Origin of the sequence: Tatumella sp. JGM94, from assembly GCF_018257595.1 — a bacterium.
In the GTDB taxonomy this organism is placed as follows: Bacteria; Pseudomonadota; Gammaproteobacteria; order Enterobacterales; family Enterobacteriaceae; genus Tatumella; species Tatumella punctata.
On the sequence record NZ_JAERJN010000006.1, the window covers coordinates 1 to 12,786 of the forward strand.

Consider the following 12,786-nt stretch of genomic DNA (forward strand, 5'->3'; position numbering starts at 1 on the left):
ATTGGCTGGGATACCTGGATTCGAACCAGGGAATGCCGGTATCAAAAACCGGTGCCTTACCGCTTGGCGATATCCCACCTGCTAAACTCTGAAGATAATGGTGCGGGAGGCGAGACTTGAACTCGCACACCTTGCGGCGCCAGAACCTAAATCTGGTGCGTCTACCAATTTCGCCACTCCCGCAAAACATGGTGGCTACGACGGGATTCGAACCTGTGACCCCATCATTATGAGTGATGTGCTCTAACCAACTGAGCTACGTAGCCATACGTATGTTTTTGCGTTACCTTCATCGGCGTTGCGGGGCGCATTATGCGGAGTTGACCCATGATCGTCAACAAGTTTTTTGACGTTTTTTACCTGAAAGGGTTTGTTTGAATGGTGAATAACCATAATGGTGAATTGTTGGTCGTTTTGTGCTGTTGCTTTACCCGATCCTGCGGATAAGACCGAACTGCGGGGGATATAAGGAGAAACTGACCGTGCCATCATGGCTAAGCTGCGCTCCGGTCCGCTGACGGGACTGCAGTAAATCACCGGACGGTGCCCATAAAAAAGGCCGCGAAAACGCGGCCCGATAAACAGGGGAATAATAAATCAGTAGGCTGACTGGTGGACGCCTACGGCACGTCCTGACGGGTCATCCATGGTTTTGAAAGCGTCGTCCCATTCAATGGCTTTCGCCGAGGAGCAGGCGACCGAAGGACCGCCAGGCACACATTCTGCGGCCGTCGCAACAGGGAACAACTCTTCAAATATCTCACGGTACAAAAAGGCTTCTTTCGACGCGGGTGTATTGTACGGGAAACGGAAGTGCGCCATCTCAAGTTGCTGATCAGTGATCTGGCTGGCCGCGACTGCTTTCAGTGTATCGATCCAGCTATAGCCGACACCATCAGAAAACTGCTCTTTCTGACGCCATGCCACGCTTTCCGGCAGATAGGAAGAGAAGCATTCACGCAGAATGTGTTTTTCCATTTTTCCGTTACTGCCACACATTTTATCTGCCGGGTTAATACGCATGGCCACATCGAGGAATTTTTTATCCAGAAAAGGCACACGGGCTTCTACTCCCCATGCGGACATGGCTTTGTTCGCTCTGGCGCAATCGTACATATGCAGTGCTGCCAGTTTACGGACGTTTTCCTCGTGGAATTCTCGGGCATCAGGCGCTTTGTGGAAATACAGATAACCACCAAACACTTCGTCCGCACCTTCACCTGACAGCACCATTTTAATGCCCATCGCTTTGATCTTACGCGACATCAGGTACATCGGGGTGGATGCCCTGATGGTGGTAACATCGTAAGTTTCGATGTGATAAATCACATCACGGATAGCATCCAGCCCTTCCTGCTCGGTGAAGTGAATTTCATGGTGTACAGTCCCCAGCGAATCAGCCACTTCTTTGGCTGCTTTCAGGTCCGGTGCGCCTTTCAGGCCAACGGCGAAAGAGTGCAGCTGAGGCCACCAGGCATCACTTTTATCCTGATCTTCAATACGTCTGGCCGCAAAACGCTTGGTAACAGCCGAAATAATCGACGAATCCAGGCCGCCTGATAATAAGACTCCGTAAGGTACATCTGACATCAGATGGCTTTTCACTGACTCTTCCAGCGCTTCTTTCAGTGCAGCCGCATCAGTCTTGTTATTAGCAACATTGTCATATTCCATCCAGTCACGCTGGTAGTACTGACGAATTTCTCCGTCGGTGCTGGACATATAGCTTCCCGGCGGGAATTCGCTGATAGTACGACACACCGGTACCAGTGCTTTCATCTCAGAGGCAGCAAACAGGTTACCGTGCTCATCATAACCAATATACAGCGGGATAATCCCGATATGATCGCGGCCGATCAGCCAGCTGTTTTTTTCTTTATCGTAAAGAATGAAGGCAAACATCCCCTGTAAATCGTCGAGGAAATCGATACCTTTTTCCTGATACAGGGCCAGAATAACTTCACAGTCTGAGTCTGTCTGGAACTGATAGCGGTCACTCAGTTCTGCACGCAGTGCGCGATGGTTATAGATTTCGCCGTTGACCGCCAGAACGTGGGTACCGGCTGCGTTGTACAGTGGTTGTGCTCCGTTATTGACGTCAACAATTGATAAGCGTTCATGGGCCAGAATCGCATTATCATCAGCATAAATACCTGACCAGTCCGGGCCACGGTGACGCATCAGACGCGAAAGTTCCAGCGCTTTTTTACGCAATTCAACGGGATCCGTTTTCAGATCCAGAACCCCAAAAATCGAACACATAAGCTACTCCTGAGTGCATAGACGGTAATATTGTCAGAATAAATAATAGTGATTAACAGCTGCCTGTCCGGGCGCGATATATAAGAAAATGCGCTATTACACCGGAGGTTGGCAAGTCATTTAATTCTGAAATTGGAAATAGTGGTTTGCAGGGCTGTAATATTAAAAAATATTCAGTTTTTGTGGGTGTTTTTTGAATTTAATTTAAAGAAACTGCCTTTCCGTCTGTTTTTTATACTCTGCTCGCCCGACAAGGAATGAGCGGGTTCGGGTATATTAATCGTGCCGGAAGCGGATACCCTGAAGATATCTTTAACCGGCACCGGGTGTGTTATCAGAAAATACTCTGGTTCAGAACAGGTCTATATCAGCGACTGATGGATAAATCCAGTCCGGCCTGAAGGGTAACTGACTGACATCTTCCGCCTGTGATACACCCGATAACACCAGAACCGTTTTTAAACCGGCCTGGAATCCGGCCAGAATATCGGTTCGCAGATTATCGCCGATAATTACCGTGTCTTCGGAATGGGCATGCATTTTGTTAAGAGCTGCCCGCATAATATAGGGGCTGGGTTTACCGACCACGAACGGACTACGCCCTGAAATTCGCTCAATACCGGCACATAACGCACCGCACGCCGGGACAAAACCACGCCCGTGAGAGTCAGGGTTGGTCGCAATAAAGCGTGCACCGTTGACGATAAAGAATGCCGCTTTATGCATCATTTCCCAGTTAAAAGACCGGGTCTCTCCGACAATCACAAAGTCGGGGTTGATATCAGTAATCGTAAATCCGGCTTTGTACAATTCATGAATAAGTGCGCCTTCGCCAATGACATAGGCTTTTTTCCCTTCCTGGCGGCGTAAAAAATCTGCGGTGGCCATGGCCGAGGTATAGAAAGCAGATTCGGGCAGGGTAATACCAGCAGAAGAGAAACGGTTAGCAAGATCCTGCTCTGTCTGTGACGGATAATTGGTCAGTACCACCAGCGGAATTTCTTTTTCCAGTAAACCGTGCAGAAATTCTTTAGCACCCTCAACGGCCGTATTATCATGCATTAAAACGCCGTCAATATCGCAAATCACATTCTTAATCGTCATTCATTACCATCCGCAAGTAGAGTTGCAAAATTACGTTATTATTCTTCCAGTAAATGCTGCAGCAGGATGCCGTTCAGCATCGCACGTTTGGCCAGCGCGAAAGCACCAATAGCAGAGCGGTTATCCAGTTGTGAACGTACCACCGGCAGGTTCTGACGAAAATCATTCAGTGCCTGATTATCAATACAGCTGCGGATCACCGGGAAGAGTATCTCTTCTGCGGCGGTGATCTCTCCTGCCAGTACAACTTTTTGTGGGTTAAACAGATTAATGGCCATCGCCAGCGCTTTACCCAGATGGATGCCCACGTCGGTGATCAGCGCCCGGGCCATGGTATCACCCTCACAGGCGGCCCGGCAGATATCGGCGATGCCGGTGGCTGACGGGTGCAGCGTACCGGGATAGCCTTCTGCTATTAGTTTCTGTGCTTTTTCTGTAATTGCATTGTTCGAGGCAATCGTTTCCAGACAGCCAAAGTTACCGCAGTAACAACGCTCACCTAAAGGATCAACCTGTATATGGCCAATTTCCCCGACGTTTCCATTACTGCCGAGAAAAATATTACCGTTCACAATAATTCCGGCACCGGTTCCACGGTGAATACGCACCAGTAAGGAATCTGCGCAATCACGGGTAGCGCCAAAATAGTGTTCGGCCAGGGCCAGGCTGCGAATATCGTGGCCGACGAAGCTGGCAATATTAAAACGGGCGGTCAGATTTTTCACCAGTGGCCAGTGAGTTTTACCAATATGTGGCATAAAGCGCACTACACCGCGTTCCGGATCGACCAGGCCCGGCAAAATAACGGCGATGGCAATGATTTCTTTCAGTACCCTGTGCTGTTGCTGCATAAAGCTATCGATAGCTGAAAATAATGCAGCTTCGACGGCATCCTGTTCGCTGTATGGAACAGGGTAGTGTTGTTCGGCCAGTAATTCGCCACCTAAGTCAAACAGTGCCAGGGTAGCATCCTGGCGGCCCAGACGTACTGCAATGGTATGGAAACCGTGGTTTTCGGTCACAATAGAAATTGCCCGTCGTCCGCCGGTGGATGCCTGCTGCTCGACTTCTTTAATCAGTCCGCGCTCAATCAGCTGGCGGGTAATTTTGGTAACGCTGGCGGGGGCAAGCTGGCTGATTTCTGCAATCTGTATCCGGGATATAGGTCCCTCCTGATCAATCAGGCGATATACTGCTGCGCTGTTTAATTGCTTAACAAGATCAATATTACCAATTTGCGTCTGTCTGCCAGTGCCCATTAAATACTTACCTGCTGAAAACCACGTCACCATTAACGATAGTTTTTAATATTGTAAAGTCACGAGAAAAAACAGTCAGGTTGGCTACTTTGCCTTGCTGAATCGACCCCAGCTGTTCCTCTGCGCCCATAGCCCTGGCCGGATAGAGAGTTGCCATGCGCAGGGTTTCCTCCAGAGAGAATCCTGCATGTTCAACACAATTACGCACGGCTTCAATCATGGTCAGTGAAGAACCACTTAGCGTACCCTGCTCATCCACACACAAGCCGTTGCGATAGTATATTGTTTTACCGGCAAAAATGAACTGTTCAATATCGGCCCCGGCCGGGGCAGTGGCATCGGTGACCAGCATCAGCTTGTCACCTTTGATGGCTTTGGCATTACGAATATTGGCATAATGAACATGCAGGCCATCCGCGATAACACCACAGTAGACCTGCGGGGAGTCAAAGATCGCCCCTGTTAATCCCGGTTCACGGCCGGCGGCTGCGGTCATCGCATTATACAGGTGAGTCGCGCTGGTAATGCCGGCATCGAAGCCCTCGATGGCCCTGGCATAAGTGGCATTAGAATGGCCCGCTGAAACGATAATACCTGCTTTACGTAAGGCGCGGATGTCTTCTGCGCTCACATTTTCCGGTGCCAGAGTGATCTGACTAACGGCATCAGCATTATCACAAAGAAATTTTAATAATTCTGCAGTTACGGGGCGGATTAAGTCCGGATTGTGGGTCCCTTTTTTAATTTTATTCAACCAGGGGCCTTCAATATGCAGCCCCAGCGCCTGGTGTTTATGTTGCGTCAGCCATTGCTGCATGGTCTTAACAGCTTTAATGATCATCTCGTCGGTACTGGTTATCAGAGTCGGCAGAAAACTGGTGCAGCCGGATTTTTCGTTGGCCCGTTGCATGATCGCCAGTGTGTCGATACTCAGAGCGGATAACTCATCGTTAAACTGTACACCGCCACAGCCATTCAATTGCAGGTCAATAAAGCCGGGAGAGATGATTGCCCCTGACACGTCATGGCGGGGGGTATTTTCCGGTAACTGACGGGCAGGGCAGAGTTGTGCAATCCGTCCGTCTTTGATCAGAACCGCATGATCATCAAGTACCTGATATCCCGTATAAATCCGGCCATTCACTAAAGCGTACATTTGAGGTTCTCCGTCAGATAATAAAGCGGCCCGTCACACCGGGCGGGGATCCGTTATCTGCATTACTTGCTGAGTTAAATATCTTTTATATTATCAGCTTCCATTTCACGGAAGTACTTTACGGTTTTTACTTTCAGTTCACCGGTGGCAGGTTCGTCACAGACGATAATGGATTTAGCGTGTAATTGCAGGCAACTGATGGTCCAGAGGTGATTAACATTGCCTTCCACTGCAGCCTGCAGTGCCAGTGACTTTACCTGTCCGTTCACCAGAATCATGATTTCTTCAGCATCCAGCAGTGTTCCGACACCAACGGTCAGCGCATGTTTTGGCACCTGACTGACATCACCGCCAAAAAAACGTGAATTAGCAAGACGGGTTTCCTGAGTCAGGGTTTTAATACGTGTCCGGGATGCCAGTGAGGATGCCGGTTCATTAAAAGCGATATGGCCGTCATTACCCACACCGCCCATAAACAGGTGAACTTTACCGTACTGGCGGATTTTATTTTCATAGCGCTGACATTCGGCATCAACATCACTGGCATTACCGTCCAGCAGATTAATGTTGTCGGCCGGAATATCAATATGGTCAAAGAAATTCCGGTGCATAAACGTATGATAGCTTTCCGGATGCTGTCTGGGTAAACCGACATATTCGTCCATATTAAAGGTCACAACGTGCTTAAAGCTGACCTCACCATTTTGGTGCATCCGGATCAAATGCTGGTAGGTTTGCCGGGGCGTGCTTCCGGTGGGTAAGCCGAGAATAAAAGGACGGTCGGCATTCGGAGCGAAGGCATTAATGCGTTGGGTGATATGCCTGGCTGCCCAGCATGCAACTTCGGCTGAGGTTTCCAGCGGGATGAGTCTCATACATTACCTCAATTCAGTAAACAAATCAGTTAACGGTGAGAGAGTGCCGGTTGTTGCGGATTAAGGGCCGACACAATAACACTCTGGCAGGGATGCTGTATCGATAATTAAAATCATAAAATAAGTAGTGAGTTATTACCAGTGGCATCTATCTTGCAATGTAATTTTTGTTGATTTTAATCACGATAAAACGGGAATTAATTTGCGAAGCGAATTAAAAACTACATACACTCAATCGCAGAGAGTTTTGGTGCTGGCACTGTCTGAATGACTTACGATGTAAGGTTCGGCAGGCATAGGCGTTGAACAGCCTGTTTCAGAGGGGAGATTAGTGAATATAATCGGTTATTTACAGAAAGTCGGGCGTGCACTGATGGTGCCGGTTGCAACCTTACCCGCTGCCGCCATTCTGATGGGGGTAGGTTACTGGCTGGATCCGGATGCCTGGGGGGCAGGAAATGCGTTAGCTGCCCTGCTGATTAAATCCGGGTCGGCAATTATTGATAATATGTCAGTGTTATTTGCTATCGGGGTAGCCTATGGTTTATCGAAAGACAAAGATGGCTCTGCCGCATTAACCGGGTTTGTCGGCTTCCTGGTGGTGACGACGCTGTGTTCACCGGCCGCCGTCTCAATGATACAAAAGATCCCTGTTGACCAGGTTCCTGCGGCTTTCGGAAAAATTAATAATCAGTTTGTCGGTATACTGGTCGGGATCCTTTCAGCAGAAGTCTATAACCGTTTCAGCCATGTGGAATTACCCAAAGCGCTGTCTTTTTTCAGTGGCCGACGGCTGGTGCCGATCCTGGTATCGTTTCTGATGATTGTGGTGGCCTTTTTACTGATGTATATCTGGCCGGTGATCTTTGGTGTGCTGGTCTCTTTTGGCGAACATATCCAGAAACTGGGGGCGGCAGGCGCAGGGATCTATGCCTTTTTTAACCGTTTACTGATTCCGGTCGGTTTGCACCATGCGCTGAATTCTGTGTTCTGGTTTGATGTGGCCGGTATTAACGATATCCCTAAATTTCTCGGCGGCGCTGAATCTATTGCCAACGGAACCGGCATTGTCGGTATTACCGGGCGTTATCAGGCGGGTTTCTTTCCGGTGATGATGTTTGGTTTACCCGGTGCTGCGCTGGCTATCTGGCAGTGTGCTCGCCCGGAAAACCGTGCCAAAGTCGGCAGTATTATGCTGGCCGCGGCTTTCGCTGCATTTTTCACCGGTATTACCGAACCTCTTGAATTTTCATTTATGTTTGTTGCCCCGGTGCTGTATCTGATACATGCCGTGCTGACCGGTATTTCGGTCTTTATTGCTGCATCTATGCACTGGATTGCCGGATTCGGTTTCAGTGCCGGACTGGTGGACCTGGTCTTGTCGACCCGTAATCCGCTGGCGACACACTGGTATATGTTGATCCCTCAGGGACTGGTGTTCTTTGTTATCTACTACGTTGTTTTCCGGTTCACTATTCTGAAATTTAATCTGAAAACACCGGGCCGTGAACTGGCGGTCAGTGGTGATGAATCAGATGGTTATGATGAAGATATTGAGCCTGCTGACAGTAAAGAATCAGCCACGGAGACTCTGGCAAGGCGTTATATTGGTGCTGTCGGAGGTTCAGATAACCTGACGGCTATTGATGCCTGCATTACACGCCTGCGTCTTAATGTGGCCGACGCTGAGCGGGTGAATGATTCGCTGGCCAAAAAACTGGGGGCGGCCGGGGTGATCCGTCTGAATAAACAAAGTGTCCAGATTGTGGTCGGAACCCAGGCCGAAAGCATCGCCAGGGCAATGAAAACGGTACTGGAAAAAGGGCCGGTACCGGCGGCAGGTACTCCGGAGCCTGCAGCCCGCAAAGCAGCAGAAAACACACCGCAACAGGCCACCCGTAACAGCACTCAGCCAGTTGTTGCGACTCTGGTGGCACCGGTCAGCGGTAAAGTTGTGGCGATTGAAGACGTTCCCGATGAGGCATTTGCTTCTAAGGCGGTCGGCGATGGTCTGGCAATCCTGCCATCAGGCAGTACGGTGGTCTCTCCGCTCAGTGGCACAGTCGTCAAAATATTTGCCACGCACCATGCCTTCTGTCTGGAGTCAGAGTGCGGTGCGGAAGTTGTGGTACATATGGGGCTGGATACGGTGGCACTGGAAGGAAACGGCTTCCGTTGTCTGATCACGGAAGGTGACAGCGTGGTTGCCGGGCAGCCGATACTGGAAATGGATCTCGATTACCTGAATAGCCATGCGCGGTCGATGATAAGCCCTGTGGTTATCAGTAATATTGATGATTACAGCGGGCTGACCCTGCTGGCCGGTGAGACAGTAGTAGCAGGAGAAACGGAGATTTATCAGATAAAAGGCTGATTTTTCCCGGACGATCATCAGGCAGGAAGTCATTCCTGCCTTTTTTATCTTTGTTTATCAACTAACGGTTGTTTCCCGGTGTCGCTTTGTGGATCATATCCGGTAACTTTATGGGTAATCACCCTGATCTACGTACTGAGGAAATTGAGATGAGTGAGGCTGAAGCCCGCCCAACGAACTTTATTCGCCAGATTATTGATGAAGATCTGGCGAGCGGTAAGCACAACACGGTGCATACCCGTTTTCCACCCGAACCTAACGGCTACCTGCACATTGGGCATGCGAAATCTATCTGCCTGAACTTTGGTATTGCACAGGACTATCAGGGGCAATGTAATTTACGCTTTGATGACACCAACCCGGTCAAAGAAGACGTGGAGTTTGTCGAGTCGATTAAACGTGATGTGCAATGGCTGGGATATCAGTGGGATGGTCAGATCCACTATTCTTCAGACTATTTTGAACAGTTGTATCAGTACGCGATGGAACTGATTCAGAAAGGCCTGGCTTACGTGGATGAGCTTTCTCCGGAACAAATCCGTGAATACCGTGGTTCACTGACATCAGCGGGTAAAAACAGTCCTTACCGTGACCGCAGCCCGGCAGAAAACCAGGCATTATTTGAGAAAATGCGCAACGGTGAGTTTGCTGAGGGGAGGGCCTGCCTGCGCGCTAAAATCGATATGGCATCCAGTTTTATGGTCATGCGTGACCCGGTGCTGTACCGGATTAAATTTGCTGAGCATCACCAGACCGGTAATGCATGGTGCATTTATCCGATGTATGACTTTACTCACTGTATTTCCGATGCGCTGGAAGGGATTACCCATTCACTCTGTACTCTGGAGTTCCAGGATAACCGCCGGTTGTATGACTGGGTACTGGACAATATTTCGATTGAAAGTCACCCGCGTCAGTACGAATTTTCCCGCCTGAATCTCGAATATGCGGTGATGTCGAAACGTAAACTGACACAGCTGGTGGCCGAAAATATTGTGGAAGGCTGGGACGACCCGCGCATGCTGACTGTTTCAGGCCTGCGTCGTCGGGGTTACACCGCGGCTTCTGTACGTGAGTTTTGCCGTCGTATCGGGGTAACCAAACAGGACAATATTGTTGAAATGGCCTCGCTGGAGTCCTGTATTCGTGATGATTTAAATGAAAATGCACCGCGGGCGATGGCGGTCCTTGACCCGGTTCGTGTCGTGTTGGAAAACCTGGCGGAAGGTCACACGGAAGTGTTATCGATGCCTAATCATCCGAACCGCCCGGAGATGGGAAGCCGTGAAGTGGTGTTTAGCCGTGAGGTTTGGATTGACCGTGCTGATTTCCGTGAAGAAGCCAACAAACATTATAAACGTCTGGTGACAGGTAAAGAGGTTCGTCTGCGCAATGCCTATGTGATAAAAGCTGAGCGGGTGGAAAAAGACGAGGCGGGTAATATCACGACTATTTATTGCCAGTGCGATACGGAGACGCTGAGCAAAGATCCTGCCGACGGACGTAAAGTTAAAGGTGTGATCCACTGGGTATCGGTAACCGCCGGTGTGCCTGCTGAATTCCGTTTGTATGATCGCCTGTTCAGTGTCGCTAATCCCGGAGCAGAAGACGATTTCCTGTCAACGATTAACCCTGAATCGCTGGAAATTCGCCATGGCTATGCGGAACAGAGCCTGCAAAATGCAGTCGCTTCTTTCTCGTATCAGTTTGAGCGGGAAGGTTATTTCTGTGCTGATACTGTGTATTCCTGTCCTGAAAAGCTGGTTTTTAACCGCACCGTCGGACTTCGGGATACCTGGGCTAAAGCCGGTTCCTGAATCGGCTGACTGAAATAACGGGAAAAACGCCACGTTTGTGGCGTTTTTTTTTGGATTGAAATAACCTATTATTATTTTAACGCTCTTACCATTATTGCTTATTTCCGATAATTATATCTTCCTGATTTTTATTATTTTTAACATTTATTCTTTTTGTGAACTTTATCATGCATTTGATATTTCACGCGGAAATAGCTTGATAATTCGCGTCACGAAAAATATTCTGAAGCCGATGAATAACGTTGTGCAGGGAAGATATGCTGTTATCACTGTAATTATTTAATCATTTTACTGTTGAATATTACTATCGGGAAGGATCCGCGATATGTCTGAGTATACCCGTAACTATAAAGTATTAACTCTGTCGTTACTGATGACAGGCAGTTATTTCGTTTTATCACCGGAGGTGAATGGGGCAGGTTTTATTGATGACAGTCAGCTGAATGGTAATGTTTATTATTGGCAGCGGGAGAGAGACCGTAAGGATATTGCTTCTGGAAAATATAAAACAAATCTTGCGCATGGTACATGGAACGGTAATCTGGACTTCTCTTCGGGTTATGCGGCGGATATCATCGGTATTGATGTTGCAGCCTTCACTGCGATAGAAATGACGGAGTCCGGTGACAGCAGCCATCCGAACGAAATTGCTTTTTCATCGAGTAATAAAGCCTATTCTGAAGACTGGAGCGGTGATAAAAGCGGGATTAGTTTATATAAAGCCGCATTAAAAATGAAATACGGTCCCTTTAAATTACGTGCCGGATATATTCAGCCAGAAGGCCAGACATTACTGGCACCACACTGGAGTCTGTTACCGGGTACCTATCAGGGCGCAGAGGCTGAAGCTGCTTTCGATTATGCAGACTACGGAGCTCTCAAATTTTCTTATATGTGGACCAACCGCTATAAGTCACCGTGGCATATCGAAATGGACCGTTTTTACAAAAATGATCGCCGTTCCAGAGTCGCATACCTGCACTCACTGGGGGCTAAGTATGATTTCAAAAATGGTTTGTTACTGGAAGCCGCTTATGGTGAAGCCAGAAATTATATCAGTCAGTATTTTTTGAAAACCAGCTATAGCGTTGACCTTGCCGGTTCGCCGTTACACAGCAGTTATCAGTTTTATGGTTCCCGGAATAAATCTCAGCAACAAGGGGCGAACCAGGTGTATGACGGAATGGCGTGGCTACAGGCTGTAACCTTTGGTTATCGTGTCGGTCAGGTCGATTTACGTCTGGAAGCCACCAGTGTAAAAGCCGCAGGCAGGCAGGGATATTTTCTGCAACGCATGACCCAGACCTATTCCTCGTCTAATGGCCGGCTGGATGTGTGGTGGGATAACCGTTCTGACTTTAACGCCAACGGTGAAAAAGCAGTATTCCTTAGTGCGATGTATGACCTCAGCCGCTGGCAACTTCCGGGCTGGGCGGTAGGCGCATCGGTTGCTTATGGCTGGAATGCGAAGCCGTCCTCTGTCAATGAGGCTGCAGATAGCTGGTATTTCTCCGGGAATAAAATAAAGGAATCCTCCTGGAGTCTGGATGGGATTTATACCGTACAGCAGGGGCGTGCTAAAGGAACATTATTTAAATTGCACTTTACACAATACAGCAATCACTCTGATATACCCAGCTATTCCGGGGGTTACGGAAATATGTTTCAGGATGAGCGTGATGTGAAATTTATCATGATGGTACCTTTTAATATTATTTAATTCCCGTAAAAGGACGGATTATGAAGTATTTACTGTACTTTTTTATCGTATCTGGCCTGGCCGGGTGTCAGGCATCAATAAAAAAACCACTTAATAATAATATGGAAACTGTCAGTCCGCGTGATTATCAGGCCTGTATTAATACCCTGAAAAGCGGTGATGATGAAGACTCTGTTATTCGTTGCCAGCGTATTACTAATGAAATAAGAAAAAATTAAT

Annotated in this window: 9 protein-coding genes and 3 tRNA genes; 4 read left to right on the forward strand and 8 right to left on the reverse strand. The window is 48.5% G+C overall.

All coding sequences use genetic code 11. The features are described 5' to 3' along the window. Positions 1-2 precede the first annotated feature (2 nt). From JK216_RS05790 to nagB, 8 genes are all read right to left on the reverse strand, one after another. Positions 3-77, reverse strand: a tRNA-Gln gene (locus JK216_RS05790). A 21-nt stretch (positions 78-98) separates the two neighbouring features. Beyond that, positions 99-183: transfer RNA gene (locus JK216_RS05795), tRNA-Leu, on the reverse strand. Between the two features lie 6 nt (positions 184-189). Continuing rightward, a tRNA-Met gene (locus JK216_RS05800) sits at positions 190-266 on the reverse strand. Between the two features lie 331 nt (positions 267-597). Beyond that, positions 598-2,262: an asparagine synthase B gene (gene asnB / locus JK216_RS05805; RefSeq protein ID WP_212708406.1), complete on the reverse strand. Its 1,665-nt coding sequence runs from the start codon at positions 2,260-2,262 to the stop codon at positions 598-600. 351 nt (positions 2,263-2,613) lie between these two features. Beyond that, positions 2,614-3,366, reverse strand: coding sequence for an HAD-IIA family hydrolase (locus tag JK216_RS05810; RefSeq protein ID WP_212708405.1), 753 nt, complete (start codon positions 3,364-3,366; stop codon positions 2,614-2,616). Between the two features lie 38 nt (positions 3,367-3,404). Next, on the reverse strand, positions 3,405-4,625 hold the full coding sequence (locus tag JK216_RS05815; RefSeq protein ID WP_212708404.1) for an ROK family protein: 1,221 nt from the start codon (positions 4,623-4,625) through the stop codon (positions 3,405-3,407). A 7-nt stretch (positions 4,626-4,632) separates the two neighbouring features. Beyond that, positions 4,633-5,781, reverse strand: coding sequence for an N-acetylglucosamine-6-phosphate deacetylase (gene nagA / locus JK216_RS05820; protein WP_212708403.1), 1,149 nt, complete (start codon positions 5,779-5,781; stop codon positions 4,633-4,635). 74 nt (positions 5,782-5,855) lie between these two features. Continuing rightward, positions 5,856-6,656, reverse strand: a complete 801-nt coding sequence (nagB, locus tag JK216_RS05825; RefSeq protein ID WP_212708402.1) for a glucosamine-6-phosphate deaminase — start codon at positions 6,654-6,656, stop codon at positions 5,856-5,858. 337 nt (positions 6,657-6,993) lie between these two features. Here nagB and nagE point away from each other — a divergent pair, with 337 nt between their 5' ends. The 4 genes from nagE (at position 6,994) to chiQ (ending at position 12,785) form a co-directional block, all read left to right on the forward strand. Then, a complete protein-coding gene (gene nagE, locus JK216_RS05830) occupies positions 6,994-9,030 on the forward strand; it encodes an N-acetylglucosamine-specific PTS transporter subunit IIBC (protein WP_212708440.1) in 2,037 nt (678 codons plus the stop codon). 149 nt (positions 9,031-9,179) lie between these two features. Continuing rightward, positions 9,180-10,847 carry a glutamine--tRNA ligase gene (gene glnS / locus JK216_RS05835; protein ID WP_212711131.1) on the forward strand — a complete coding sequence of 556 codons (1,668 nt, stop codon included), beginning with the start codon at positions 9,180-9,182 and terminating at the stop codon, positions 10,845-10,847. A 373-nt stretch (positions 10,848-11,220) separates the two neighbouring features. Beyond that, complete coding sequence (locus JK216_RS05840) at positions 11,221-12,567, forward strand: OprD family outer membrane porin (RefSeq protein WP_249212923.1); 1,347 nt, start codon at positions 11,221-11,223, stop codon at positions 12,565-12,567. 20 nt (positions 12,568-12,587) lie between these two features. After that, positions 12,588-12,785 carry a ChiQ/YbfN family lipoprotein gene (chiQ, locus tag JK216_RS05845; protein ID WP_212709894.1) on the forward strand — a complete coding sequence of 66 codons (198 nt, stop codon included), beginning with the start codon at positions 12,588-12,590 and terminating at the stop codon, positions 12,783-12,785. Position 12,786 lies beyond the last annotated feature (1 nt).

Coding starts and splice junctions, on each gene's coding strand:
- asnB (WP_212708406.1), bottom strand. CDS start 2,262: ATGTGTTCGATTTTTGGGGTTCTGGATCTGAAAACGGATCCCGTTGAA.
- JK216_RS05810 (WP_212708405.1), bottom strand. CDS start 3,366: ATGACGATTAAGAATGTGATTTGCGATATTGACGGCGTTTTAATGCAT.
- JK216_RS05815 (WP_212708404.1), bottom strand. CDS start 4,625: ATGGGCACTGGCAGACAGACGCAAATTGGTAATATTGATCTTGTTAAG.
- nagA (WP_212708403.1), bottom strand. CDS start 5,781: ATGTACGCTTTAGTGAATGGCCGGATTTATACGGGATATCAGGTACTT.
- nagB (WP_212708402.1), bottom strand. CDS start 6,656: ATGAGACTCATCCCGCTGGAAACCTCAGCCGAAGTTGCATGCTGGGCA.
- glnS (WP_212711131.1), top strand. CDS start 9,180: ATGAGTGAGGCTGAAGCCCGCCCAACGAACTTTATTCGCCAGATTATT.
- JK216_RS05840 (WP_249212923.1), top strand. CDS start 11,221: ATGACAGGCAGTTATTTCGTTTTATCACCGGAGGTGAATGGGGCAGGT.
- chiQ (WP_212709894.1), top strand. CDS start 12,588: ATGAAGTATTTACTGTACTTTTTTATCGTATCTGGCCTGGCCGGGTGT.